At 52.5% G+C, this 25305-nt stretch carries 23 protein-coding genes and 4 tRNA genes; 5 read left to right on the top strand and 22 right to left on the bottom strand.

Features of this window, described 5'->3' with window-relative positions; genetic code table 11:
- Positions 1 to 44: 44 nt before the first annotated feature.
- The 5 genes from yigB to lptM are packed head-to-tail and all read right to left on the bottom strand — an operon-like array spanning position 45 to position 3428.
- Positions 45 to 761, bottom strand: coding sequence for a 5-amino-6-(5-phospho-D-ribitylamino)uracil phosphatase YigB (gene yigB / locus NNN64_RS07795; RefSeq protein WP_271441011.1), 717 nt, complete (start codon positions 759 to 761; stop codon positions 45 to 47).
- Positions 761 to 1663 carry a tyrosine recombinase XerC gene (xerC, locus tag NNN64_RS07790; RefSeq protein WP_271441010.1) on the bottom strand — a complete coding sequence of 301 codons (903 nt, stop codon included), beginning with the start codon at positions 1661 to 1663 and terminating at the stop codon, positions 761 to 763. The genes yigB and xerC overlap by 1 nt, the downstream gene beginning before the upstream one ends.
- A complete protein-coding gene (locus NNN64_RS07785; RefSeq protein WP_271441009.1) occupies positions 1660 to 2367 on the bottom strand; it encodes a DUF484 domain-containing protein in 708 nt (235 codons plus the stop codon). The genes xerC and NNN64_RS07785 overlap by 4 nt, the downstream gene beginning before the upstream one ends.
- A complete protein-coding gene (gene dapF / locus NNN64_RS07780; protein ID WP_040230073.1) occupies positions 2364 to 3188 on the bottom strand; it encodes a diaminopimelate epimerase in 825 nt (274 codons plus the stop codon). Before dapF ends, NNN64_RS07785 begins: the two co-directional genes overlap by 4 nt.
- Positions 3189 to 3224: 36 nt before the next feature.
- Complete coding sequence (gene lptM / locus NNN64_RS07775; protein ID WP_005133315.1) at positions 3225 to 3428, bottom strand: LPS translocon maturation chaperone LptM; 204 nt, start codon at positions 3426 to 3428, stop codon at positions 3225 to 3227.
- A gap of 137 nt (positions 3429 to 3565) precedes the next feature.
- Between lptM and cyaY the strand changes: the two genes are divergently transcribed.
- On the top strand, positions 3566 to 3886 hold the full coding sequence (gene cyaY, locus NNN64_RS07770) for an iron donor protein CyaY (protein WP_271441008.1): 321 nt from the start codon (positions 3566 to 3568) through the stop codon (positions 3884 to 3886).
- Positions 3887 to 3961: 75 nt separating this feature from the next.
- Here the strand turns inward: cyaY and cyaA are convergent, their stop codons facing one another.
- Entirely contained in the window at positions 3962 to 6508 is a 2547-nt protein-coding gene (gene cyaA, locus NNN64_RS07765; RefSeq protein ID WP_202039645.1) for a class I adenylate cyclase, read from the bottom strand.
- A gap of 395 nt (positions 6509 to 6903) precedes the next feature.
- On the opposite strand from cyaA, the gene hemC reads away from it, so the two are divergent.
- From hemC to hemY, 4 genes are read left to right on the top strand one after another with little or no spacing between them, the layout of a single operon-like run.
- Positions 6904 to 7845, top strand: coding sequence for a hydroxymethylbilane synthase (gene hemC, locus NNN64_RS07760; protein WP_271441007.1), 942 nt, complete (start codon positions 6904 to 6906; stop codon positions 7843 to 7845).
- Positions 7842 to 8582 (top strand): uroporphyrinogen-III synthase, encoded by a 741-nt coding sequence (gene hemD, locus NNN64_RS07755; RefSeq protein ID WP_271441006.1) that lies wholly within the window; start codon positions 7842 to 7844, stop codon positions 8580 to 8582. Before hemC ends, hemD begins: the two co-directional genes overlap by 4 nt.
- A 21-nt stretch (positions 8583 to 8603) precedes the next feature.
- Positions 8604 to 9788 (top strand): uroporphyrinogen-III C-methyltransferase, encoded by a 1185-nt coding sequence (gene hemX / locus NNN64_RS07750; protein WP_271441005.1) that lies wholly within the window; start codon positions 8604 to 8606, stop codon positions 9786 to 9788.
- Positions 9789 to 9790: 2 nt separating this feature from the next.
- Positions 9791 to 10990, top strand: a complete 1200-nt coding sequence (gene hemY / locus NNN64_RS07745) for a protoheme IX biogenesis protein HemY (protein ID WP_271441037.1) — start codon at positions 9791 to 9793, stop codon at positions 10988 to 10990.
- A 424-nt stretch (positions 10991 to 11414) separates the two neighbouring features.
- Here hemY and NNN64_RS07740 read toward each other — a convergent pair.
- The 16 genes from NNN64_RS07740 to wzzE form a co-directional block, all read right to left on the bottom strand.
- Positions 11415 to 11491: transfer RNA gene (locus tag NNN64_RS07740), tRNA-Pro, on the bottom strand.
- Between the two features lie 41 nt (positions 11492 to 11532).
- A tRNA-Leu gene (locus NNN64_RS07735) sits at positions 11533 to 11619 on the bottom strand.
- Between the two features lie 20 nt (positions 11620 to 11639).
- Positions 11640 to 11715: transfer RNA gene (locus tag NNN64_RS07730), tRNA-His, on the bottom strand.
- A 56-nt stretch (positions 11716 to 11771) separates the two neighbouring features.
- Positions 11772 to 11848, bottom strand: a tRNA-Arg gene (locus NNN64_RS07725).
- Between the two features lie 102 nt (positions 11849 to 11950).
- The gene (gene thrP / locus NNN64_RS07720) at positions 11951 to 13336 is read right to left on the bottom strand and encodes a bifunctional threonine/serine APC transporter ThrP (RefSeq protein ID WP_271441004.1); all 1386 of its coding nucleotides are present in this window, start codon (positions 13334 to 13336) and stop codon (positions 11951 to 11953) included.
- 279 nt (positions 13337 to 13615) lie between these two features.
- Positions 13616 to 14356 (bottom strand): lipopolysaccharide N-acetylmannosaminouronosyltransferase, encoded by a 741-nt coding sequence (gene wecG / locus NNN64_RS07715; RefSeq protein ID WP_005133328.1) that lies wholly within the window; start codon positions 14354 to 14356, stop codon positions 13616 to 13618.
- Positions 14356 to 15711 (bottom strand): ECA oligosaccharide polymerase, encoded by a 1356-nt coding sequence (gene wzyE, locus NNN64_RS07710; RefSeq protein WP_137383174.1) that lies wholly within the window; start codon positions 15709 to 15711, stop codon positions 14356 to 14358. The genes wecG and wzyE overlap by 1 nt, the downstream gene beginning before the upstream one ends.
- Positions 15708 to 16787 carry a TDP-N-acetylfucosamine:lipid II N-acetylfucosaminyltransferase gene (locus tag NNN64_RS07705; protein ID WP_271441003.1) on the bottom strand — a complete coding sequence of 360 codons (1080 nt, stop codon included), beginning with the start codon at positions 16785 to 16787 and terminating at the stop codon, positions 15708 to 15710. The genes wzyE and NNN64_RS07705 overlap by 4 nt, the downstream gene beginning before the upstream one ends.
- Positions 16784 to 18034: a lipid III flippase WzxE gene (gene wzxE / locus NNN64_RS07700; protein ID WP_271441002.1), complete on the bottom strand. Its 1251-nt coding sequence runs from the start codon at positions 18032 to 18034 to the stop codon at positions 16784 to 16786. Before wzxE ends, NNN64_RS07705 begins: the two co-directional genes overlap by 4 nt.
- 1 nt (position 18035) lies before the next feature.
- Entirely contained in the window at positions 18036 to 19166 is a 1131-nt protein-coding gene (gene rffA / locus NNN64_RS07695; RefSeq protein WP_271441001.1) for a dTDP-4-amino-4,6-dideoxygalactose transaminase, read from the bottom strand.
- Positions 19167 to 19170: 4 nt separating this feature from the next.
- The gene (gene rffC / locus NNN64_RS07690; RefSeq protein ID WP_271441000.1) at positions 19171 to 19848 is read right to left on the bottom strand and encodes a dTDP-4-amino-4,6-dideoxy-D-galactose acyltransferase; all 678 of its coding nucleotides are present in this window, start codon (positions 19846 to 19848) and stop codon (positions 19171 to 19173) included.
- Positions 19826 to 20707 (bottom strand): glucose-1-phosphate thymidylyltransferase RfbA, encoded by an 882-nt coding sequence (gene rfbA, locus NNN64_RS07685; RefSeq protein WP_271440999.1) that lies wholly within the window; start codon positions 20705 to 20707, stop codon positions 19826 to 19828. Before rfbA ends, rffC begins: the two co-directional genes overlap by 23 nt.
- 33 nt (positions 20708 to 20740) lie before the next feature.
- Positions 20741 to 21808, bottom strand: a complete 1068-nt coding sequence (gene rffG / locus NNN64_RS07680) for a dTDP-glucose 4,6-dehydratase (protein WP_271440998.1) — start codon at positions 21806 to 21808, stop codon at positions 20741 to 20743.
- Entirely contained in the window at positions 21808 to 23070 is a 1263-nt protein-coding gene (gene wecC / locus NNN64_RS07675; RefSeq protein ID WP_271440997.1) for a UDP-N-acetyl-D-mannosamine dehydrogenase, read from the bottom strand. Before wecC ends, rffG begins: the two co-directional genes overlap by 1 nt.
- Positions 23067 to 24197: a non-hydrolyzing UDP-N-acetylglucosamine 2-epimerase gene (gene wecB / locus NNN64_RS07670; protein ID WP_271440996.1), complete on the bottom strand. Its 1131-nt coding sequence runs from the start codon at positions 24195 to 24197 to the stop codon at positions 23067 to 23069. Before wecB ends, wecC begins: the two co-directional genes overlap by 4 nt.
- A 55-nt stretch (positions 24198 to 24252) precedes the next feature.
- A complete protein-coding gene (gene wzzE / locus NNN64_RS07665) occupies positions 24253 to 25299 on the bottom strand; it encodes an ECA polysaccharide chain length modulation protein (RefSeq protein ID WP_137383182.1) in 1047 nt (348 codons plus the stop codon).
- Positions 25300 to 25305 lie beyond the last annotated feature (6 nt).

Here is a 25305-nt window from a genome sequence, read left to right as displayed (position 1 = left end):
CATCCGCCAAAAAGCTGGGTATATATACAGAGTTCTGTTGGTGATTATATCAGCGAGGTCAGAGATGCCAACTGTGAAATTTCGATATGCGGTAGCAAACGGCTGTCTGCAGTCTGCATCAGGTCGGCATTTTCCGGTTTGATCCAGCAAGCCTGCATACCGCAACGAATGGCACCGGCGACGTCTGTCGTCAGGTCATCACCAACATGCAGGATTTCCCCCACAGGCAGATTCAGTTTTTCCGCGGCCAGCGAGTACATATCGCTGAACGGTTTTGATCGCCCATCCGGGCCCGCACGAAGTACAAACTCAAAATAATCGCCCAGGCCAAACAGCTCTGGTTGCGCATTACCGTTGGTGATCGCCACCAGCGGCCATTTGCGAGCCAGTGCCTTTAACGTGTCATGCGTTGTCTGCGAGACGTCGATACGGCTACGCCATTTGGCAAAATTCATCATCGCCGCGTTCGCCCCCATTCTGGCTTCTGCCTCTGACAACCCCGCCTCCAGCATAGCGCGCTCGACGGCACGATGACGCCAACGGGTAACATCGTGGTAGATTTCCGGCTCAGCGTCGCGCACAACCTGGCGTAAGCGTTGGAGGTCGCTATTTTGTAACGCGCGCAGCGCGGGATGGTAATTTTGGACAAAAGCGAGCGCTTCCTGCTCGGTGCGTGTGATAACGGGACGGTTATCGTAAAGGGTGTCATCAAGGTCAAAGGTGAGCGCAGAAATGTGCCCCAAAGGCCGGTAAAAACGCATTATTTCCCCCGTTTGGCGCGTGGATGCGCCGCATCGTACACTGAAGCCAGGTGTTGAAAATCAAGATGGGTATAGATTTGGGTCGTTGAGAGGTTGGCATGTCCCAATAACTCCTGCACACCGCGAAGATCGCCGCTCGACTCCAGCATATGTGTCGCAAAAGAGTGGCGCAATTTGTGGGGATGTACGTGGCTGTTCAGCCCCTGCTTGATACCCCATTCAGCAAAGCGTTTCTGCACGTTCCGCGCAGAGATGCGTTTGCCCAGTTTTGACAGGAACAGCGCATCTTCATCGCTGCCAAACAGTCCGCGCAGATCCAACCAGTGCTCAATCCACGTCACCGCATTGCGGCCAATCGGCAGACGGCGTTCTTTACTGCCCTTGCCCATCACCCACACTTCGCCAGTATCAAGATCGAGATGTTTAATATCCAGCCCAACCAGTTCAGACAGACGCAGCCCTGCGCCGTACATCACTTCTAACATTGCCCGGTCGCGCACTGCGAGGGGATCGTTGAGATCGATATCCAGCAGGCGATTAACATCATCAACATCAATATTTTTAGGTAAATGGCGCGGCGCTTTCGGCGCGGAAACACTTTTTGCCGGATTAGCGTTCAGCTCGCCCTGATTAACCATCCAGTCGAAGAAACTGCGCAGTGCAGACAGGCGCAACGCCAGACTGGCAGGTCCCAGCCCTTTACGGCGACTACGTACGGCAAAACTACGAACCATGAGCGCATCACACTGCTGCCAGCTTTGCAGACCGGTTTCTCCGGCTAACGCAATGATGGCATCAAGCTGACGCTGATAATTTAGCAATGTGATCGGGCTAAGCTGGCGCTCAACGCCCAGATAACGTAAAAAGCGCGTCACATCCTGAGAAAGAGGTGAATCGGTCATACGCGTTCAATCCAACGCTCCAGCAGTTCCGGCAACATCAGCGAAATTTCCTGCAATAACTGCGTGCCCTGCCCCTGCTGGTAATGATTGGCATCACGGCTACTGAACAACATGACACCAAGTGAGCCATCTTGCCCCAACATCGACATTGCCACCGAGCCGATGGCTTTCGCTTCCGGCATCATGATTAACAGTTCCGGGCCGTGGAGTGGTCCAAGGTAGTGCTGTGACTGACCAAGACGCTGAATGCGCAGCGGTTCGAAAGCCTGACGGCTTAATGCCAGATGGGTAAATTTCGAGGGAGCACCAAGTCGCCAGCGATCCGGAAACAGACGAACCGTCGCTCCCGCCAGCCCTAACTCACGCGCCCAGCGATGAAGTCGCATCAGCATGTCATCGAGACTGTTCGCGGACACCAGTCGTCCTTGCAGATTTAATAGTCGATAGAACAGGCTTTCGTTGGCATTCGCTTGTTCCATCAACAACGCCATGTTCTCTTCCAGCACGTTGATATGATTACGTGCCCGAGCCATATGCCATTCAACTAAAGAGACCGTGCCCCGCACCGGGTGCGGGACGCGCATCGCTTCAACCGCTTGAGCATTACGGATAAAAAACTCAGGATTACGTTGCAGATAATCGACGACCGCCCGGTCGTCCAGTTCCATGAGCGTTTCCTGTAGTTCTTCCCCTGGTTGCTTCATAAGTGAATAAATCCGTCGTAGACATGTGCCGCCGGGCCAGTCATATATAACGGATGACCCGGACCTTTCCAGGCGATATCAAGTCGACCGCCCGGTAATTCCACCCTCACTTCATCTGCCAGCAGGCCCTGCTGAATACCGACAGCGACAGCCGCACACGCGCCGCTGCCACAAGCCTGTGTTTCACCTGCGCCACGCTCATAAACACGCAGTCGGATATGCTCACGTTTGACCACTTGCATAAAGCCGATATTGGCGCGCTCAGGGAAGCGTTCATGGCTTTCCAGAACCGGTCCCAGAGTTTCCACCGTGGCCGTATCAACATCATCAACCTGAATCACGCAATGCGGATTCCCCATTGAAACCACGCCGCACAATACTGTCTGCTCGGCCACTCGCATAATATAGGTCTTCTCTGCTTTATTGGCACGAAAAGGGACCTGCGAGGGTTCAAAGTTGGGTTCTCCCATGTTGACCCGCACCAGCTCATCGTCCGTTACGCTTAATACCATGCGGCCATTCGCGGTACTGACACGAATATCACGCTTATTCGTCAACCCTTTCAGGCGCACAAAACGGGCAAAGCAACGAGCGCCATTTCCACACTGCGAGACTTCACTGCCATCAGCATTGAAAATGCGGTAATGGAAATCCAGCTCCGGATCGTAAGGCGGCTCGACGACCAGTAATTGATCGAACCCAACACCCAGATGCCTGTCAGACAAACGACGGATCAGCTCGGGTGAGAAAAAGACATTCTGCGTTACCGCGTCGACGACCATAAAATCGTTGCCAAGGCCATGCATTTTAGAGAATTGCATTGTTTACTCCGTTCACGCGGGTACAGAAACTTACCGTCAGTAATTCACCTGAGAAGGTCCATCACTGATTCCACGATCGTTTTTATCCGGCGTCGTAGATTGTGCTGGCGACTGAATGCTCTTCGTCGGAGGCGGCGCGTTTTTGTCTGCTGGCGGGAAATAGAGAGGTCCCTTCAGACCACAGCCCGTCAGGCTGAACAGTGTAAAAAGTACAGCGAGTGCCTGAAACACGTTTTTCATTATGGATTGCCTGTAAGTTCATGCTTTCTGTTTTCTATCATCGCAGGAGAAGGCGTAAAAGCAAGAGTTTGGCTAAAAACTGCAACGTGATTTATTCCGCGTTATACTGCGACCATCACGAAAAACAGGATAAAAAAATGAACGACAGTGAATTTCATCGCCTTGCCGACACCCTGTGGATGACCATTGAAGAGCGTCTGGACGACTGGGACGGCGACAGCGATATCGATTGTGAGATTAACGGTGGCGTACTGACTATCAGCTTCGAAAATGGCAGCAAAATTATCATTAACCGTCAGGAACCGCTGCACCAGGTATGGTTGGCCACTAAACAGGGCGGTTACCATTTTGACCTGAAAGGCGACGAGTGGATTTGCGACCGCAGCGGCGAAACGTTCTGGGATCTGCTGGAACAGGCTGCTACGCTGCAGGCGGGTGAAGAGGTGAGCTTCCGTTAAGTTTTAGTGCCGGATGCGCTTCGCTTATCCGGCCTACTCTGGCCCGATAAGCGTCATGCATCCGGGAAAGTTAACTCACGAGAAATACTGCTGCAACAGCGGCGTGTCGTTATCCTGACTGGTTTGTGGGACTGGACTAATCGGCTGGGTGCGGAACGGGATCACCTGCGCGCGCCCGTCAGTTTTCACAATCTGATAAAACTGCGGCAGGTTAAAGTTGATAAAACTGGAGCCGTAAGTGAAGCGATCGTGCGACGATGAATAGAAGCGGCTGACATCCCGCACCAGCTCTTCTTTACTGCCTTCACAGTGGTGATACACCTCGACACGGTTACTCTCGTCCAGAATGTAGATGTTAAAGCCCTGCTCATCACCCGTCTCTTCAAAAAAGAACTGAATGATCCCTTCGCTGGCAAAACCGTCCACCACCGACGGCAATTTCACATGGTTGGTCTCAACCTGGACGGAAAGACCGTGCAATTTGTTGTGCGAAATCGCGCCATAGAATTCAATGGCGTTTTCCAGTTTCTGCACCGAGACGTTCAGACGTTCGAAGAACAGGCCCCACGTCTGACCGGAAACACGCAGCGCTTTGAAGCGCCCAGTTTCCTGGCGCGTACTGGACAGGCGCAGTTCGATGCACTCAGACACCAGTTGCTGGACACGCGTGCGGATTAAACCACGCAAATGCTGGCTGTAACAGAACACGTCAACGCTATCCGGTGGCGCGGCATCCTGATGCATTTTTCCCAGAATCGTTTTTAACGCTTCAATCATCGCCTGCTCGCCGTTGAAGTGCAGGGTTCGCACTTCATTCCACGAGTTGCGATACAGCAGATCTACGCTACCCACCAGACAATTTTGCTCTTCGCCAAAGCTAAAGACATCCAGCTTACGGAAATCAAAATGCACGACCTGATTGCGGAACGCCGCCGTCGGGTCATATTCGAGGTTGACGATAATTGCCAGATGGCGAATTTCGCACGGGCTGTACAGCGCTTTCGGCGTTGGTGCCGGCAGACGCAGCGGGAAGTGGTGCGATACATCGGCGACCATCTCCTGCAGCTTCGGCAAGTCGACAATACCGTTACCCTTAATAAACAAATGCGTACGCGATGTCAGCAGGCCGTTAAACCATGCCCACGCCACCAGCTTATTGAGATAGCGGTTATATTCCAGCGGCTGATGGCTGATGATCGAATCCATGTTAGGCGCGCGGTTGTAGAGATACCAACCCGAACGGTTGGCGCGACCTGGCGGCACGTGGATAAAGGTCAGATTGGGTTCTGAGAGATCCGGTGAGATCTGCGGGTTCACCAGCGTCACTTTGCCGGGCAAGGCTTCAAATGCGGCATACAGCTTACGGGTCAGCACGCCAATATCCTGCGGACTGGCGCTGACGCTAAGATTGTTGCGGCGCGCAAAACGAATCAAATTACGATAGCTCTGCATCATTGCATCGAGCAGTTCGTTGTGCGCTTCGCGTACCTGGTCAATTTTCCAGTTAGCGCGGTTATCCAGCATTGTCAGGCGGGCTTCATCCCAACCCCACTCTTGTACTAACTGACTTAACACTTCACGACGCCAGCCCACACAGGCGCGTTCACGGCTCAGTTTCTCACAGACTTTTAAGTAGAAACATCGACGCACTAAATCAAGACGTGTTGGGTCCTCAATCGCAGTGAGGTACTCGGTTACACGTTCCAACATCATGCAGTATGGGTCGAGACCAAAAGAGACAATCTCGCCGTCGTGCAGGCGCTGTTTAATGTCTTTCGCCAACAGGCGTGGATTGGGGTATTCCCAGGAATAGGCTTCCAGCAGCAGCGTTTTCAGCACCGCTTTGTACGGGGAATCGATACTCTTGTACAACTGCCAGAGGCTGGCACCAAAGTACTCTTCGGCGGAAAGCGAACTGAGTCCACCCAGATCCAGCCATTCGTTTGGCGTTAACACCCCCTGCGCGTAGAGCGTCATGACGTAATCGTCGTAATGCTCTTCTTCATCGCCAGGCACCATATTCCACAGAATACGCTTACCTGCGAGGCGCACAGCGGTGCGATAGAATTCATCAAGCAACAGGATATGCTGCGTCGAGCCACAGTCTTCACCACCCAGACTGCCGCTTTCATTGTGGCGGAAACGGTTTTCATCAATCAGGAAGAAACTGACTTCCACGCCCAGCGAGGCGGCCCAACTTTCCAGCAGGCTGCATTTACGTTGCAGCAACTGCCGCTCTTCGCTATCCAGCCAGGATTGATGGCAGACCCAAATATCGAGGTCAGAGGAACAGCTTTGCCCTACGGAAGAGGTGCTGCCCATAGAGTAAACGCCGGTGATCGGCAGTTCGCCCTTTGGAGGGTCCTGCGGTGACATACCGCGGTACAGTTCCAGCTCATTCAGGTAGTGGCGTTGGGTTTCATCAGGCGTGTAAAAGCATATGCCTTTGGGAACGTTACCATCGAGGTAACCCGGCATCAGTGGGTGGTGGTAGTGCAATAATGTCGGCAGCAGACTGTATACCTGCTGGAAGGCAGGTCCCATGGCAGCAAGCGCGCGATCCACACGCAGTTGATTTATGGCATCCAGTCTCTGTTTCAGAGTCTCAATATAGAGGTACAAGACGTATCGCCTGATGTTGCTATCCATCATGTTGTCGATTGCTGCGGCGCAAGCGCTCATCAACAATCTTCAGCAATTCGGATAAACCGTATGTCAAAAATAACCGTTACCGTTTTTTCACCCCTATTTTTTTAGGGAGTACAGCCGAAAAAATGGTCTAAAACGTGATCAATTTAACACCTTGCTCATTGACCGTAAAGAAAGATGCGCTACATACAAGTGTAGCACCGTTCGTTACGTGTAAATTCCTTCATACGGTCGGGAGGTTTCTCGTCATTAATCACTGCCAGTGATGATGCAGCGCCTTTTCCTCTCACTTACGTTTGAGCGTAACGCTGACATCCCTTTGATAAGGATGTTAGGATGGTCAATGATTGATAATGACGGTAACAAGCATGTTAGACAATGTTTTGAGAATTGCCACACGCCAAAGCCCCCTTGCGCTCTGGCAGGCACATTATGTCAAAGACGCCTTAATGGCAAACCACCCCGGTCTGGTCGTTGAACTGGTTCCCATGGTGACCCGTGGCGACGTGATTCTGGATACCCCACTGGCAAAAGTCGGGGGTAAGGGATTGTTTGTTAAAGAGTTGGAAGTCGCGCTACTGGAAAAACGCGCAGATATCGCCGTGCATTCCATGAAGGATGTGCCGGTCGAATTTCCTGAAGGTCTTGGGCTGGTCACTATTTGCGAGCGTGAAGATCCGCGTGATGCTTTCGTCTCAAATAAATACAACACGCTGGATGAGCTGCCAGCAGGGAGCATCGTTGGAACGTCCAGCTTACGTCGCCAGTGCCAATTGGCAAAACAGCGCCCGGATCTCATCATCCGCTCGCTGCGCGGCAACGTTGGTACTCGCCTGAGCAAACTGGACAACGGTGACTACGACGCCATTATTCTGGCCGTCGCTGGATTAAAACGCTTAGGGCTGGAGTCACGAATCCGCGCTGCACTGGCACCAGAAGTGTCTCTGCCTGCGGTCGGACAAGGCGCTGTGGGTATCGAATGTCGACTCGACGATCAGCGCACTCAGGCACTGTTAGCGCCACTCAACCATGAAGAAACAGCCCTGCGCGTAAAAGCAGAACGCGCCATGAACACCCGCCTGGAAGGGGGATGTCAGGTTCCTATCGGCAGCTATGCGGAACTCATCAACGGTGAGATTTGGCTACGCGCGTTAGTCGGGGCGCCAGATGGTTCACAGATGGTATGTGGAGAACGTCGTGGCGCTGCGCAGGATGCGGAAAAAATGGGTATATCTCTGGCAGAAGAGCTGCTGGAAAACGGTGCACGCGCCATTCTGGCGGAAGTTTATAACGGAGATGCCCCCGCATGAGTATTCTGGTCACCCGCCCATCTCCCGCTGGGGAAGAGTTAGTGAGCCGTCTGCGCACACTGGGGCAGGTGGCCTGGAGTTTTCCGCTTATTGAGTTCGCGCCGGGCCGGGAACTGCCAACGCTGGCTCCCCGTCTTTCGGCGCTCACCGAAAACGATCTGGTTTTTGCTCTCTCACAGCACGCCGTGACCTTTGCCGATGCTCAACTTCAGCGGCAAGGGGTAAGTTGGTCCACTCTCCCGCGCTATTTTGCCATCGGCCGTACAACGGCGCTGGCGTTGCACACCGTGAGCGGATGCAATATTCACTATCCGTTGGATCGGGAAATTAGCGAAGTCTTGCTACAATTACCTGAATTACAAAATATTGCGGGAAAACGCGCGCTGATTTTACGTGGCAACGGCGGTCGGGAGTTGATCGGTGAAACCCTGATAACGCGCGGAGCCGATGTTGATTTTTGTGAATGTTATCAACGCAGTGCAAAACATTACGATGGCGCAGAGGAAGCGATGCGCTGGCAATCACGCGGTGTGAAAACAGTGGTTGTCACCAGCGGAGAGATGCTACAGCAGCTCTGGGCGCTTATTCCGCAGTGGTATCGTGAGCACTGGTTACTACGCTGTCGGCTGCTGGTCGTCAGTGAGCGTCTGGCGAACCTCGCCCGGGAACTGGGCTGGCAAGATATTAAGGTCGCTGATAACGCCGACAACGATGCGCTACTACGCGCATTACAATAACTCTCATAATGGGATGCCATAATGACGGAACAAGAAAAAACCTCCGCCGTGGTTGAAGAGACCAGGGAGGCCGTGGACACCACATCACAGCCAGTCAACAACACTGAAAAAAAGAGTAAGAACAGTACCGCACTGATTCTGAGCGCTGTGGCGATTGCTATTGCGCTGGCGGCAGGCGTGGGGCTGTATGGCTGGGGGAAGCAGCAGGCCACTACGCAGACAGCAACCAGTGATGCGCTGGCAAACCAGCTCATGGCGCTGCAAAAAGCGCAAGAAACCCAAAAGACTGAGCTGGAAGGAATTATTAAGCAGCAGGCAACACAGCTGGATGAAGCCAATCGCCAGCAGACTGCGCTGGCCAAACAGCTTGATGAGGTTCAGCAAAAAATCGCCACTATATCCGGAAGCGATGCCAAAACCTGGCTGCTGGCGCAGGCCGACTTTCTGGTGAAACTGGCGGGGCGTAAATTATGGAGCGATCAGGACGTTACCACCGCCGCAGCGTTGCTGAAAAGCGCCGACGCCAGCCTGGCTGACATGAATGACCCCAGTTTAATTGCCGCTCGTCGCGCGATTACCGACGATATCGCCAGCCTCTCTGCGGTAACTCAGGTCGACTATGACGGCATTATCCTCAAGGTAAACCAGCTCGCTAACCAAATTGATAACCTGCGTCTGGCTGATAACGATACCGATGATTCACCGATGGATTCGGACAGCAGCGAGCTTTCCAGCTCCATTAGCGAATGGCGCGTCAATCTACAAAAAAGCTGGCAGAACTTTATGGACAGCTTTATCACCATTCGCCGTCGTGATGAAACCGCCGTCCCGCTACTGGCGCCAAACCAGGATGTTTACTTACGTGAGAACATCCGCTCACGCCTGCTCGTAGCGGCGCAAGCCGTACCTCGCCATCAGGAAGAAACATACCGCCAGGCGCTGGAAAATGTCTCCACGTGGGTTCGCGCCTATTACGACACTGACGATGCAGCGACAAAAGCGTTCCTTGAAGAGGTCGATCAACTGAGCCAGCAAAGCATCAGCATGGACGTACCGGAAACACTTCAGAGCCAGGCTGTTCTTGAGAAGCTAATGCAGACTCGCGTGCGTAATTTGCTGGCCCAGCCATCCACATCACCGGCTGAAGCCGCACCTGCACCAGTACCTCAGGCAGATGCTCCGGCAACCGCGCCGCAGGGAGAATAATGATGCTAAAAGTATTATTACTCTTTGTGCTGTTGATCGCCGGGATCGTCGTTGGTCCGATGATTGCTGGTCATCAGGGTTATGTTCTGATCCAGACGGATAACTACAACATCGAAACCAGCGTGACAGGTCTGGTGATCATTCTGATCGTCGCAATGGTTATTCTTTTTGCGATTGAGTGGCTGCTGCGCCGTATATTCCGTACGGGTGCGCATACCCGCGGCTGGTTTGTGGGGCGTAAACGCCGTCGTGCGCGCAAGCAGACCGAGCAGGCGCTGCTTAAACTGGCAGAAGGCGACTATCAGCAGGTTGAAAAGCTGATGTCAAAAAATGCCGATCACGCAGAACAACCGGTGGTGAATTACCTTCTGGCGGCAGAAGCGGCTCAGCAGCGTGGTGATGAAGCTCGCGCTAATCAACACCTTGAACGCGCAGCCGAACTCGCCGGAAATGATACGATCCCGGTCGAAATCGCCCGTGTTCGTTTGCAGCTGGCCCGTAATGAAAACCATGCCGCACGCCACAGTGTAGACAAACTGCTGGAAGTGACGCCACGCCATCCGGAAGTCTTGCGCCTGGCTGAACAGGCTTACATTCGCACCGGTGCGTGGAGTTCTTTGCTGGATATCATTCCATCAATGGCGAAGGCGCATGTGGGTGATGAAGAACACCGTGCGATGCTGGAACAGCAGGCATGGGTGGGTCTGATGGATCAGGTTCGCGCCGATCAGGGCAGCGAGGGATTACGCGCATGGTGGAAAAACCAGAGCCGTAAGACTCGTCAGCAGGTTGCCCTACAGGTGGCGATGGCAGAACATCTGATTGAGTGTGACGATCACGATACGGCACAGCAAATCATCATCGATGGTCTGAAACGTCAGTATGACGACCGCCTGGTGCTGCCGATCCCACGTCTGAAAACCAACAACCCGGAACAGATAGAAAAAGTGCTGCGCCAGCAAATTAAAGTGGTGGGCGACCGCCCACTGCTGTGGAGTACGCTTGGTCAGTCATTGATGAAGCACGGTGAATGGCAGGAAGCTACGCTCGCCTTCCGTGCCGCGCTTAAACAACGCCCGGATGCATACGACTACGCCTGGCTTGCTGACGCGCTGGACAGACTACATCAGCCGGAAGAGGCCGCAACAATGCGTCGTGATGGCCTGATGTTGACGCTGCAGAACAACAATCCCCCGCAGTAATTCTCCCTTGCCCGGTAGCGCTTCGCTTACCGGGCCTACCGCATACACAAAATCATTCCGGACGGATATGCATAAAAAAACGCCCGCTCTTTTGGAGCAGGCGCTAAACAGGTCTGTATGACAACATAAATGGGTGCTTCACTCAACGTTATGTCCATGGTGTTTGATGAAGCTAAAGCGACATCTGTCAGTGGACGATAAGCACCGTAAACGGCTCTGCATCATTCCTGAGTTTATGAGGCCTGATGGCGAACATAAGAGATGGAATGAGCATCTACACGCATATTATTACACAGCGTATGTGGTGATTGCACTGTAAAAACCAGGGATTGCGGCTTTTTAAGACTTCATGACATTTGGGGGAGAAGAGGTACAAAAGTGAGGAACAGAAAACAAAAAACCCCGCCGAAGCGGGGTTCAAAATTGGTCGGCGAGAGAGGATTCGAACCTCCGACCCACTGGTCCCAAACCAGTTGCGCTACCAAGCTGCGCTACTCGCCGTTTTACTGCTTTTTGAATTTTTAGTTCAATTCTTTAAGTCGTGGTGCGAGGGGGGGGACTTGAACCCCCACGTCCGTAAGAACACTAACACCTGAAGCTAGCGCGTCTACCAATTCCGCCACCTTCGCATTTCACAACTTTAAATTAATGGGGTGGCTAATGGGATTCGAACCCACGACAACTGGAATCACAATCCAGGGCTCTACCAACTGAGCTATAGCCACCACTGCAAATCTTTTACGCGGTATTAAAACCACCGCAGCTCTGGCACCCTACTAAATGGTGCGCCCGACAGGATTCGAACCTGAGACCTCTGCCTCCGGAGGGCAGCGCTCTATCCAGCTGAGCTACGGGCGCTTAGCGCCGTTGCGGGGCTGGATATTACGGAGGTCTCGGTCTGCTGTCTAGTGCTTTTTTAAAATAAATTATCGTTTGGTCACGCTTTGTGCGTTTTGTCGCTTATTCCTCCAGTTTTTGGGCTACACCATGGCGATTCAGGCCAAAAACCTTATAAATGAGCGTTACTGCCAACAGGAAGCCAATGCCAACAAAAAGCGACATTCGGGTATCTTCATTAAAGTACATCCCAATTAATACGCAAATCAGGAATGCCATCGTCAAATAATTCGCCCACGGGAACAGAATGGAACGGAACGGATGGCTGGCTATCGCTTCCTTATGGGCCTGACGGAAACGCAGCTGGCTAATCAGGATCACAAACCACGGCACCATGCCCGGCAGCACGCTGGCGCTATAGACATAAACGAACACCCGCTGCGGATTGGGAATGATGTAGTTCAGGCACGAGCCAATCAGCAAGATGGCGATAGAAATCGCCACACCAGCGACTGGCACTCCGTGACGAGAGACTTTTCCGACGGCGGCAGGTAATTGGCGGTTTTTTGCCAGCGCATAGAGCATACGGCCGCAGCTGTACATCCCGCTGTTACAGCCAGATAGCGCGGCCGTCAGGACCACAAAGTTGATAATCCCAGCGGCTGCCGTAATACCAATCTTGGCAAAAGTGAGAACGAACGGGCTGCCGTTACTACCAATCTCATTCCACGGGAAGATAGTGACGATAACAAAAATCGCACCTACGTAGAAAATCAGAATGCGCCACAGAACCTTACCCACGGCGCTACGTAGCGTGACCTGCGGGTTTTTAGCCTCACCTGCCGTGATGCCGATAAGCTCCACGCCCTGATAGGAAGCAACAACAATACACAGTGCTGTCAGGAACCCTTTCCAGCCCCCCGCGAAGAAGCCGCCATGCTCGGTCAAATTGCCAAAGCCAATCGCCTGACCACCATTACCAAAACCGAAGAAAATAACCCCTACGCCAATGACAATCATCACAATGATGGTGGTCACTTTAATCATGGCAAACCAGAATTCGATTTCACCATACAAGCGAACTGCTGCCAGGTTTGCCAGCGCTACCAGACCCACCGCAATCAACGCGGGTATCCATTGCGCCATTTCCGGGAACCAGAACTGCACGTAGACCCCAATGGCGGTAATCTCCGAGATCCCCACCGCCATCCACATAAACCAATATGACCATGCGGTAAGATAGCCAAAGAAGGGGCTCATATAACGGTGAGCGTAAACGGCGAATGAGCCGGTGACCGGCTCCAGGAACAGCATCTCGCCCATAGAGCGCATGATGAAAAAGACGAACAGCCCAGCGACGATATACGCCAGCAGAACCGACGGTCCAGCCCATTTCAGGGTACTGGCAGCCCCCATAAACAGTCCGACACCAATGGTCCCCCCAAGGGCTATCAATTCGATATGACGAGCCTCCAGCCCACGCTGTAGCTCAGATTTATTCTCTGCCATAGATCCTCTTGTTGTGATTGCATTGTTTCCGGTATTTCCGGTTATCGTTATGGGTACATCGTTTTTTTTGCCATAACAGGCCATTCAGCACCGACCGCTTACGGTTGGCGCCAAAAACACCACGGCACTGCAATGATTGTTGCGAATGGTTTCTTAAAATCGTCTAAATGGCAATTAAAGCATTCAAAAAATGAATAGATTGTGCGAGAAAGCAGCGATTATGTTGTGAATAAGTAGCGCGTTTAGCATAACGCGCTACTGAACAACGCTGAGGTGATGTCAGAGATTGCCGGTATAGTGCCAGCGGAGATAACGTAATAAACGAAGTTGGCGGGTGATACGACTCGGTTGCAGCAGCAAGCGATACAGCCACTCCAATCCCAGGCTCTGCCAGAATTTGGGCGCGCGCTTTACGTGCCCGGTAAACACATCGTAGGTGCCACCCACCCCCATATACAGCGCATGCGGATGGACCTGGCGGCAATCACGCATAAAAATTTCTTGTTTCGGCGATCCCATCGCCACGGTAACAAGCTGTGCGCCGCTGGCATGAATACGCTCAAACAGCGCCTGACGCTGATCGGCGGTAAAATAGCCGTCCTGACTGCCAACAATATTGACGTGCCATTGTGCACGCAGTTTTGCCTCTGTTTGTGTCAGAACATCAGGCTTACCGCCAACCAGGAATACGGGCGTTCCTTCCTTCCCTGCGCGTGCCATCAGCGCTTCCCAGAGATCGGCCCCCGCCACACGTGATACCTGAGCCTGCGGGAATTTTTTACACACGGAACGCACCACGCTGATCCCATCCGCATATTTAAACTCAGCGGCCTCGATCAACGTCCGAACCTCTGGGTTATCTTCCGCTGTCAGCATTTTCTCGGCGTTAATCGCTACCAGCGTCCCCTGCCTGAGGCGTCCCTCAGCAAACAGGTAATTCAGCGCATGCTGCATATCGCGCCAGCCAATCAGTTCTAATCCGCGCAGTGAATACAGCGGCGCAGTTGTGTTATCTGTCATTACGATCCTTCAACCTGTGTCCGGGGCACCGACTTTATTCGTTTATGGATGAGTCCCGCACTATCAAACAGCCAGTACAACAATTTTGCCACCAACAGACAGACGCCGAAAATCACGAGGAAAAAGACCACTCGCGAGACAAACGAATCTAACCCTTCACGTGCCAAAACGATCATATTAAAAATGGCGCCGAAACAGAAACTGTGCAAAATCGCTGACTTATAACGATTAGTTTCCCGGTTACCTAATTCATACAACCAGTCGAACCATTTAATAATTAGGCCGACCACAATCGCACCTAACGGTATAAACAAGGCACCGCCCATCACTACCAGCGAACCAATCAGCGTCGGGGAGATAGCCAGGCCCGAGTGGTTGTTCAGCACTTCCCAGGTAAAATAGTTCGCGGAATTGAGCACAATGCTCGGTCGGCCCGGCCACAGCCAGGACGGTATAAAGACGTAGAAATCACGGACGATCGGCGCCAGCCCCTGAAACTCAATATTGTGGTAATTTTGCAGCAATAGCGCCAAATTCTCCCACGGCGAGAAGGTATCGCGCGTGAGGTACAGGAAAGTATAGAACGCCTCATCACCACTGACGTTCATCCCGTAGCGCTTCAGCGCCAGCCAGAACATCCCGACAATACCCAGTACCCCCGCGGCGGCCAGCATCCACAGCGAAATCCAGCCGCGAATAATGCCGATAAACAGGAAAATGGCAAACGCGATAATAATATTGGCGCGGGTTCCGCCAACAATCATGTACGTCAGCAACCCAAATGCAACGGTACTCACCAGGAAGAACAGCCACGCTTTGCTGTCCTGACGCAGGAAGTAGACCACCAGCATCGCCGGAATGAAGAAGTAGAAGAAGCGTTTCAGAGCCACCCCGGAGACTTCACTGGAGAAAATCTGGCTATAGGATTGCAGCCTGAACAGCAGGAAACCGTTGTGCATAAAGAAAATGCCCACGCTCACCAGCGCAATCGCCATCAGGATAATCCAGGTCAAATGGGCTTCAACGCGATTGATGGTAAACAGCGGTTTGCGCGTTCTCTCCGGGCTCCGTTTCCGCAGACGTGTTTTATAGGTCACATAGTACACTGCGTAGAAACAGGCAGCAGACAGCAACGCCTGCAGCAGAATTTCCGGCGGGGCCACCGCCACATCAAAGCGAAATACCAGCACGCTGGTCAACGGAAAACCAAAGAAAAAGGTCAATAAAAACAGCAATGAGAAGAAGACATTGAAGTTAAACCGCACGCGTCGGAATTCAAACCAGGTCAGCGTGGCGATAAACAAAGTTGAGAGCAGCCACACCACCAGCAGACCGCTGAATTGCATCAGACTCATACGGTTTCTCCTGAGGCAATGCGCAGCGCGTTATGCCACGGTTGCAGATAATTCGGGCTAAAGAAAGTAATTGCACTTTTATCAACCGATGCCAGCTGGCGCTGCGCCTCGCGTACGATGCCTTCATTGAGTACATCTGTCGTAAACAGAACCGGGATGTTTTGCTCTGCCATATCCTGCCAGAATGGGTTTTCACGGTTGAGCACGCACGGGATCCCCGCCTGAATCAGCAGACACAATGTGCCAATCCCCTGTTGACGGGCAAAAATAAAGTAACCCAAATCACACTGACGCAATAATGCCAGATAGTCATCAAACTCCAGCTTTTCACTGAGAATTTGCAGATTATCGGCGCTAAATAACGCCAGACCCGCCTGGCGCACTTCATCAATATAGCCTGCATTATTTGCCGGGTAACCCATTGGCACAATCACGTTCACCGTATCACCAAACTGCTGATGAACAGCGCGTAACGCGGCTACATGCTCATTACTGCGATCGCCAGAGTTTCCGACCAGGATCGTCATTTTCCCGCGTCGCAGGCTCTCATTGCTCATATTGTTCAGCGACGGATCCATACGCGTTGGGAAATAGAGCAATTCCCCACGGACACGCGGATGCTGCTCAGCGAAATAGCTCAGATCGCCTCGCGTGGCAAAGACACAACCCACGCGGTTTTGCGCTATTCGACGAATTGGGTAAAACAGACGGAATTTCAGCCCACTGGAGACTTCATACAGATCGGCACCCCAAATATGCCAGTAAAACTGCTCAGGTTTAATGCCCCCGCTCAGCAATGCCAGCCACAGGCTAGTATTGAACTGCCCATGAAAGAAGAAACGCTGCCGGCGATCCATCTTAGCTTTGGCGATAACGGCCTCTGCCAGCGCCTTTTTTCCGCCGTAGAAACTCAGTGATAACGCCGGGTAGCTCTCGCTTAATCCCGTATCCTGACCAGCAACCATAAACACGCGCGCGTGCTCACTTGTTACAGCCAACGCGTCGTTGAAGAACCGCAGCACGGTTTGGTTATGGTGAGGGATATCCGATCCCAGAACGTGAATCAGTACAGTCATACCCGCCTACGCCAGAGTAAAAACACGCAACAACAAAGAGAAAAATAGACGATGTACGTTGCCATATAGGCCTGTGCCGCGCCGAGAGCACCGTGCGCGGGGATCAACCAGTGGGCAAATGCCGTCAACAAAATGAACTGGCTAATTTCGGCCAGAATATAAAAACGCAGCGAGGCCTTCGCGATCACCAGATAGCCAAATACGTAGGCACCCACTTTCAGAACATCCCCCACCAATTGCCAGGCAAATAAATCACGCATGGCGGTGAATTTAGCGGAGAAAAGCAGCCAGATAGCAAAATCACGTAACAGCCAGACGGTAAAACTCGCGGCGGCAACTGCCGGCAATACAAATTTCAGCGACTTGATAACTTCACGCGTGATGTCGCGCTTTTCAGTCAGGCGAGACAGTGTTGGCAGTAGATACACACTGAATGAAGCAGTAATAAATTGCAGGTACGCATCAGAGATACTGCTCACCCCCTGCCAGATCCCCACGTCATCCCAGCTGTATTGCGCCGCCAATAGGTTTCGCATCATCACATACGCCACTGGTAGCGTCACAGAGGTAATGAGCGCCATCAACGTAAACTTGCTGAGTTGCCCTGCCAGGCCGTTGTCCCACGAGGGCTTCAGGTAATGCAGGGGGATCACCCCGCGCTTAATCAGCATAATAGCGGCAGGGATAACGACCAACGCAGGTACCAGCGCCAGGCCCAGCAAGGCACCTTCGTATCCGCCCAACCGATAGCAGCCGTAGTAGGCCACGACGCCGACCAGGCTGCCAATAATCAGCGACAGCGCGTTTCCCGCCGCATCGCGAAAGCCCTTCATCAACGCCAGCAACAGGTTTGCCCAAGCAATCCCCATCTGTACCAGCGCAACCAGGCGTACCAACCCCTGAAAATGCGTATGACCAAACAATCCCTGGCTGATTGGCGCGGCCGCCAGCAGAAAAATCGCAGCCATCAGCGTAGAGAATCCCAGCACCATTGCGGATGATGTCCCCACCACCTTACGCAACCGCGCCGGATCATCATGGTGCTGCGCAACGTATTTCGTGACGCCGTTGAAAATCCCAGCGCCCGCCAACACGCCAAGCACGGTGACCATCTGACGGAAGTTTCCCGCCTGGCCCACACCCGCAGGGCCGAAAGAGACCGCCAGCAGTTTTACCACCAACAAACCTGCACCAATTTTTACCAGCGTACTGGTAGCCGTCCACAAGGACGCTTTTGCCAGCGACATATCAGGAGAAGTAGTTGAGTAAGGTCGTAATCACTGTGCGCTGGTTAACCGGCGACAGGTTGTAAAACAGCGGCAGACGCAGCAGACGTTCACTTTCTTTGGTGGTGTAACGATCGACTCCGGAAAACACACCAAATTTATCGCCAGCCGGACAATCATGCAGCGGAATATAATGGAATACCGCCATAATTTCGGCTTCTTTCAGGAAGTTAATCAACGCCGTGCGATCATCAATATCACGCAGCTTGATATAAAACATATGGGCATTCTGCGCACAACCTTCCGGGATGACGGGTAAATCAATGCGCCCGACGCGCGCCAGCGGTTCGAGGGCATCATAATAATTCTGCCACAGTACCAGTCGCTGATGATTAATACGCTCTGCCGCTTCCAGTTGCGCCCACAGATAGGCAGCCTGGAGATCGGACATCAAATAACTGGAGCCAATGTCACGCCAGGTATATTTATCAACCTGACCGCGGAAAAATTGACTGCGATTCGTCCCCTTTTCACGGATGATTTCTGCACGTTCAACTAATTTACGGTCGTTGATCAGCGTCGCCCCGCCTTCACCGCCTGCGGTATAGTTTTTGGTCTCATGGAAGCTAAAGCAGCCAATATGCCCAATGGTCCCCAGCGCACGGCCTTTGTAGGTCGACATTACGCCCTGAGCAGCATCTTCCACCACGAACAGGTTGTACTGTGACGCCAACGCCATAATGGTATCCATTTCACAGGCAACCCCGGCGTAGTGCACCGGCACGATAGCGCGGGTTTTCTCAGTAATCGCCGCTTCAATCAGCGTTTCATCAATGTTCATGGTATCCGGGTGGATATCGACAAAGACGATTTTTGCGCCACGCAGCACGAATGCATTCGCGGTAGATACAAATGTGTAGCTGGGCATGATGACTTCATCGCCGGGCTGGATGTTCAGTAATAATGCCGCCATCTCCAGTGACGCGGTACAGGATGGCGTCAGCAGCACTTTCTCACTGCCAAAATGCTGCTCCAGCCATTGCTGGCAACGACGGGTAAAACCGCCATCGCCACACAGCTTACCGCTGCTCATCGCTGACTGCATGTATTCAAGCTCGGTTCCCACCACCGGCGGCGCATTAAATGGAATCATTTTGTCACCTGTATAACCAGTACGCGGTGCTTTCCACATTTGCACCACTCTGTATATAACGTTTAAGCGCGGCGGTGTTGCCCATCTGGGTCGCCACCCGCAATGTTGTTTTACCGCGAGCCTGCGCCCAGCAAAGCGCAGCCTGCATGAGTTCTGCACCCGCACCACGACCAGCCAGCAGGCCAATACGTGCATCAGTATCATTGACGTCACGTAGTGAGACATAACCGCGAATCCCACCAGTCTGTGTGCGAAAAATGAGGCACTGATGATCGAATGTGCCCAGCACAGCGTTTTCTATCCACTGTGCATAAAAACGCGCACTGGCCTCCACGGGATACCACGGTGCGCGGAAACGACTTTGGGCGAACGCCTCTCCCGCCAGTTGACGCAGTAGCGGAATATCCGCAGCTTGTGCCACCTGAGCACCGGGATTTTCACGGGCACACGTAACCGGCAGAACAAAGTCCATTTCACCTTCTACCAGTGAAAAACCCAACTGCTGTAAAGCATCAATTTCATTCGTATTTGCAGCAGGAATTTTTGCCTGCACCCGGTCCCAGCGCTGTAAGACTTCTGCTGTCAGAATCGGTGCATGCGGGTCAAACCGTACGATGGCGCTATTCACACCAAAGAACGTATTTTCCCAATCCAGAGACTCAATACTGGCGCGGACGGGCACGGAGAAGCTCCAGCAAATATTGGCCGTAGCCTGTTTTAGCCAGCGAGCTGGCGGCACGTCTTACGCCTTCATCATCCAGCCAGCCATTGCGCCACGCTATCTCTTCCAGACAGGCGATTTTAAAGCCCTGACGTTTCTCTACCGTCTGCACAAAAGTGCTCGCTTCAATCAGACTGTCGTGCGTACCGGTATCCAGCCAGGCAAAGCCACGGCCAAGCAATTCAACGGTCAGATTGCCATCGTCAAGGTACATCTGGTTAATGGAGGTAATTTCCAGTTCCCCACGCTCAGAAGGTTTCACACGCTTTGCGTATTCCACTACCTTGCTGTCGTAGAAATAGAGTCCTGTCACCGCCCAGTTTGATTTTGGTTCTTTCGGCTTCTCTTCCAGCGAGACTGCCCGAAAATTGTCATCGAACTCCACCACACCGAAACGCTCAGGATCCATCACCTGATAGCCAAATACTGTCGCACCTGTCGTGCGGGCGGCAACGTGGCGTAATTTTGGACTAAATCCCTGGCCAAAGAAGATATTGTCCCCAAGCACCAGACATGACGGCTCGCCGTTAAGGAACGTTTCACCAATAATGAACGCCTGTGCTAAACCATCCGGACTGGGCTGCTCCGCATAGTGCAATTCAATACCGAACTCGGAGCCATCCCCCAGCAAACGCTGGAAATACCCTTTATCTTCCGGTGTGGTAATAATTAGGATCTCGCGAATTCCCGCCAGCATCAGTACCGATAGCGGGTAATAGATCATGGGCTTATCGTAAATAGGCAATAACTGCTTCGATACGCCGCGCGTAATGGGGTACAGGCGAGTACCTGAGCCACCAGCCAGAATGATACCTTTCATATGATCCCTCCTCCGGGCGCCAAAATCAGGCTGTTAGCCCTTCAGACCCAAACGCTCACCCTGGTAACTGCCATCCTGCACGGGTTTCCACCAGGCCTCATTTGCCAGATACCATTGCACGGTTTTGCGCATCCCACTTTCAAACGTTTCCTGCGGCACCCAGCCAAGTTCACGCGCAATTTTTGACGCATCAATGGCATAGCGCAAATCATGACCTGGGCGATCGTCAACATAGGTGATCAATTCACGATACCGCATGACACCTCGTGGTTTTTGCGGCGCCAGTTCTTCCAACAAGCTGCAAATCGTTTCGACCACGTCCAGGTTTTTACGCTCATTATGACCACCAATATTATAGGTCTCGCCAACTGCACCTGTTGTCGCGACGCAATAGAGCGCCCGGGCATGATCTTCCACATACAGCCAGTCACGAATCTGCTGTCCGTTGCCGTACACCGGTAGAGGTTTTCCCGCCAGTGCATTGAGTATCATCAGCGGGATCAGTTTTTCCGGGAAATGATAGGGACCATAGTTGTTGGAGCAGTTAGTAATTAACGTTGGCAGCCCGTAGGTACGCAACCAGGCTCGAACCAGATGATCGCTGCTGGCCTTTGACGCAGAATAAGGACTACTCGGTGCATACGGCGTCGTTTCGGTAAAGAAATCATCCGTAGAATGCAGGTCGCCGTACACCTCATCGGTTGATATATGGTGGAAACGAAACGCCTGCTTTTTATCATCGGTTAACACATTCCAGTATGCGCGAGCGGCTTCCAGCAACGTGTAGGTCCCGACAATATTGGTTTCAATAAATGCGGCGGGGCCATCGATAGAACGATCAACATGACTTTCTGCCGCCAGATGCATCACGCAATCCGGCTGATACTGTTGAAACACGTTGTCGAGCGCTACGCGATCGCAGATATCCACGTGTTCAAAGGCAAAACGGGCATTCTGTGCAACCGGCGTCAGCGACATCAGGTTTCCGGCATAGGTTAACTTATCAACCACTACCACGGCATCCCGAGTCTCATTAATGATGTGACGCACAACCGCTGAGCCAATAAATCCTGCACCACCGGTAACCAGAATTCGTTTCATTAGCGCCAGACTCCTTTGGTATCAACCACATATTGCTGGTGAACCGCATCGCCTTTAATCGCTTTAAATTCATTATGGTCAACCAGCATCACCAGCACATCGGCACTTGCCAACGCAGCATCCAGTTTCGCCAGTTGACACAGGCCATCCAGTTTTTTCGGCAACTGATGGATATTCGGTTCAACCACCCACGTCTCGCCGCTGTGCCAACGTGCGATACTTTGCGCCACCCCCATTGCCGGGCTTTCACGTAAATCATCAATATTCGGTTTGAACGCCAGACCAAAACAGGCAATTTTTACTTCGCTGGCACGTTTATTGGTCTCCGTCAGACAATCTGCTACAGCGGCTTTTACCCGATCGACAACCCAATGAGGCTTACTATCATTTACCTCGCGCGCGGTGCGGATCAATCTCGCCTGCTGCGGGTTCTGCGCCACAATAAACCACGGATCGACCGCGATACAGTGTCCGCCAACGCCAGGTCCAGGCTGCAAAATATTAACCCGCGGGTGGCGGTTTGCCAGACGGATCAGTTCCCAAACGTTAATCCCCTGATCGGCGCAAATCAGCGACAGTTCATTAGCAAAGGCGATATTGACGTCACGAAAGCTGTTTTCGGTCAACTTACACATTTCTGCGGTGCGGGCGTTAGTCACCACGCATTCACCTTCGAGGAAGATGTTGTACAGTTCGCTGGCACGCGTAGAACAGACGGGGGTCATTCCGCCAATCACACGGTCATTTTTAATCAGTTCAACCATCACCTGGCCTGGCAGCACGCGCTCCGGACAATAAGCAATGTTCACGTCAGCCTGTTCCCCCGCCTGCTGCGGGAAAGTCAGGTCAGGGCGCATTTCTGCAAGCCATGCTGCCATCTGTTCCGTTGCCCCGACGGGTGACGTCGATTCAAGGATCACCAACGCCCCTTTTTTCAACACCGGTGCAAGTGACTTCGCTGCGGCTTCAACATAGACCATATCGGGTTCATGCTCCCCCTTGAAGGGGGTCGGCACAGCAATCAGATAAGCGTCTGCTTCGACGGGTGCCGTAACCGCACGCAGAAAGCCATTTTCGACAGCCGTTTTCACCACAGCACCCAAATCGGGTTCGACGATGTGGATTTCACCGCGGTTAATGGTATCCACCGCATGTTGATTTACATCTACGCCAATAACATGTTTTTGACGGGAAGCAAAAGCGGCCGCCGTTGGCAGTCCGATATAACCCAGCCCAATGACAGAAATGGTCGTAAAACTCATAGCGATATCCGATTATTTTTTAACGCGTGTAAAATTCGGCCACACGCCTGCCCATCACCATACGGATTATGGGCGCGGCTCATGGTCTGATATTCATTTTCGTCATGCAGCAAGCGCGTGACTTCTGCCACAATCCGCTGAGGGTCAGTCCCAACCAGACGTACTGTGCCTGCGGTAATAGCTTCTGGCCGTTCCGTTGTTTCGCGCATCACCAACACAGGTTTGCCCAGAGAAGGGGCTTCCTCCTGAATCCCACCAGAATCGGTAAGGATAAGCCAGGCATGATTCATCAGCCAGACGAATGGCAGATAGTCCTGCGGTTCAATGAGCATCACGTTATCAACGTGACCCAAAATACGATTTACCGGCTCGCTAACGTTGGGGTTCAGGTGTACCGGATAGACAATCTGTACATCCTGATTAGCCGCGGCAATTTCCGCCAGAGCATGGCAGATTTGCTCAAAACCGCGACCAAAGCTTTCCCGACGATGACCGGTCACCAGGATCATCTTTTTATCAGCATCCAGGAAAGGATAGCGCTCAGCCAGTTCAGCACGCAGCGCTTCATTTCCCAGTACACGATCGCGAACCCAGATCAACGCATCAATAACCGTGTTCCCCGTGACAAAAATACGATCATCCGGAATGGTTTCACGCAGCAGGTTTTGGCGTGAATTTTCAGTTGGGGAAAAGTGATACATTGCCAGGCGCCCGGTCAATGTACGGTTTGCCTCTTCCGGCCAGGGAGAATAGAGATCGCCCGTTCGCAACCCAGCCTCAACATGTCCCACCGGAATACGCTGATAAAACGCGGCCAGACTGGTAGCAAGGGTTGTTGTTGTATCACCGTGGACTAGCACCACATCAGGTTTGAACTCAGCGAGGATTGGCTTTAATCCTTCCAGAATTCGACAGGTAATTTCTGTCAGTCCCTGACCTGGCTGCATAATATTGAGATCGTAGTCAGGTACGATGGAAAAGAGGTGCAATACCTGATCGAGCATCTCCCGATGCTGTGCGGTGACGCAAACTTTCGCGTCGAAATCAGGATCTTTAGCCAGCGCATGAACCAGAGGAGCCATCTTAATGGCCTCCGGTCGCGTACCAAATACAGTCAGTACTTTCACATCGATTCTCTTCGGATTGGCAGTGAGAGCCCAGCCCCTCACTGCAACGATATTGCTAAATCGAACGGCGACGGGTTAACGCGACACCAGCACCGATCAGGGCCCCAACGATGCCCCACATAATCATCAGGAAGGCACGACGTGGGCTATCACGTTTTACCGGTTCTTCCGGCGTCCGCAAATAACGATAGGTCTGAAAACGCGGATCCAGGGTCGGGCCTACGTTCAGCGTGTTCAGCATGGCCCTGTTTTGAAAATAGTCCATATCAAAATCTGGGCCAACAGACTGCAGGTTTTCGAGTCGCGCCTGTAGCATAGGACGTCCGAGTAAAAACAACTCAGAATCAGGTAACTCTTCAGCAGGGACATCAGTAGAAGTACGCGAAATATTATGCTGCTCAGCAATTTTGAGCGCTTGTTCAATGTTATGAACACGGCGAGAGAAAATCGATTTTGCTACCTCTTCCTGCCGTTTGACCTGCGCTTTCATTTGCACCGTCCGCGCAGCCCACGCGCCTTTCAGCTCATCGTTCAGATGACGTGCTGCACGCTGACTGGCAAAGGCCACGTACTGGCGCAGCAGATTGTTGGCATCAGGTGCCGTTTCCGCAATCAGCTTTACGCTGTCATTGGTGTTCCGCAACGCATCACCAGGCATAAACTGAATGTTATTGATCAGTTCATCCAGCAGCGCGGCATCGGCTTTACTGTTTCCAACCATACGCTGCTTATAGTAATCAGTCTGCTGCCAGAATTCACGACGCGTATCCCAGGAGGCAAGCTGCATGATAAATTCTTTATAGGCTTCATCCATCACCGACGGCTGGTCCGTTGACGCGAGGCTGGCCTTAATATCCAGGTTGCGCAGGAACTGTTGTTGAGAATAATACCCCCCCAACATATTGACCGTAGGCTTGTCTGAAATAGCCGTTGCGCTCCACTCCTGACGGGCGAAAAAAGTATAGGCGAGAGCAACAAGTGCAAATGCGAGCGCCATACCGACAATCCACACCTTCCCTGCCCATAAGGTACGAAACAACCCACGGATATCCAGTTCATTTTCAGCGCTCACGGCGTCTTCCCCCGGTAATGGTTGTGTCATCGCATC

The organism is Citrobacter sp. Igbk 14, from assembly GCF_028069825.1.
In the GTDB taxonomy this organism is placed as follows: Bacteria; Pseudomonadota; Gammaproteobacteria; order Enterobacterales; family Enterobacteriaceae; genus Citrobacter.
This window is presented reverse-complemented; position numbering and strand designations above follow the sequence as displayed.

What these genes read in the sequence shown, in the direction of transcription:
- yigB (WP_271441011.1), bottom strand. Translation starts at nt 761, where the DNA reads ATGCGTTTTTACCGGCCTTTGGGGCACATTTCTGCGCTCACCTTTGAC.
- xerC (WP_271441010.1), bottom strand. Translation starts at nt 1,663, where the DNA reads ATGACCGATTCACCTCTTTCTCAGGATGTGACGCGCTTTTTACGTTAT.
- NNN64_RS07785 (WP_271441009.1), bottom strand. Translation starts at nt 2,367, where the DNA reads ATGAAGCAACCAGGGGAAGAACTACAGGAAACGCTCATGGAACTGGAC.
- dapF (WP_040230073.1), bottom strand. Translation starts at nt 3,188, where the DNA reads ATGCAATTCTCTAAAATGCATGGCCTTGGCAACGATTTTATGGTCGTC.
- lptM (WP_005133315.1), bottom strand. Translation starts at nt 3,428, where the DNA reads ATGAAAAACGTGTTTCAGGCACTCGCTGTACTTTTTACACTGTTCAGC.
- cyaY (WP_271441008.1), top strand. Translation starts at nt 3,566, where the DNA reads ATGAACGACAGTGAATTTCATCGCCTTGCCGACACCCTGTGGATGACC.
- hemC (WP_271441007.1), top strand. Translation starts at nt 6,904, where the DNA reads ATGTTAGACAATGTTTTGAGAATTGCCACACGCCAAAGCCCCCTTGCG.
- hemD (WP_271441006.1), top strand. Translation starts at nt 7,842, where the DNA reads ATGAGTATTCTGGTCACCCGCCCATCTCCCGCTGGGGAAGAGTTAGTG.
- hemX (WP_271441005.1), top strand. Translation starts at nt 8,604, where the DNA reads ATGACGGAACAAGAAAAAACCTCCGCCGTGGTTGAAGAGACCAGGGAG.
- hemY (WP_271441037.1), top strand. Translation starts at nt 9,791, where the DNA reads ATGCTAAAAGTATTATTACTCTTTGTGCTGTTGATCGCCGGGATCGTC.
- thrP (WP_271441004.1), bottom strand. Translation starts at nt 13,336, where the DNA reads ATGGCAGAGAATAAATCTGAGCTACAGCGTGGGCTGGAGGCTCGTCAT.
- wecG (WP_005133328.1), bottom strand. Translation starts at nt 14,356, where the DNA reads ATGACAGATAACACAACTGCGCCGCTGTATTCACTGCGCGGATTAGAA.
- wzyE (WP_137383174.1), bottom strand. Translation starts at nt 15,711, where the DNA reads ATGAGTCTGATGCAATTCAGCGGTCTGCTGGTGGTGTGGCTGCTCTCA.
- NNN64_RS07705 (WP_271441003.1), bottom strand. Translation starts at nt 16,787, where the DNA reads ATGACTGTACTGATTCACGTTCTGGGATCGGATATCCCTCACCATAAC.
- wzxE (WP_271441002.1), bottom strand. Translation starts at nt 18,034, where the DNA reads ATGTCGCTGGCAAAAGCGTCCTTGTGGACGGCTACCAGTACGCTGGTA.
- rffA (WP_271441001.1), bottom strand. Translation starts at nt 19,166, where the DNA reads ATGATTCCATTTAATGCGCCGCCGGTGGTGGGAACCGAGCTTGAATAC.
- rfbA (WP_271440999.1), bottom strand. Translation starts at nt 20,707, where the DNA reads ATGAAAGGTATCATTCTGGCTGGTGGCTCAGGTACTCGCCTGTACCCC.
- rffG (WP_271440998.1), bottom strand. Translation starts at nt 21,808, where the DNA reads ATGAAACGAATTCTGGTTACCGGTGGTGCAGGATTTATTGGCTCAGCG.
- wecC (WP_271440997.1), bottom strand. Translation starts at nt 23,070, where the DNA reads ATGAGTTTTACGACCATTTCTGTCATTGGGCTGGGTTATATCGGACTG.
- wzzE (WP_137383182.1), bottom strand. Translation starts at nt 25,299, where the DNA reads ATGACACAACCATTACCGGGGGAAGACGCCGTGAGCGCTGAAAATGAA.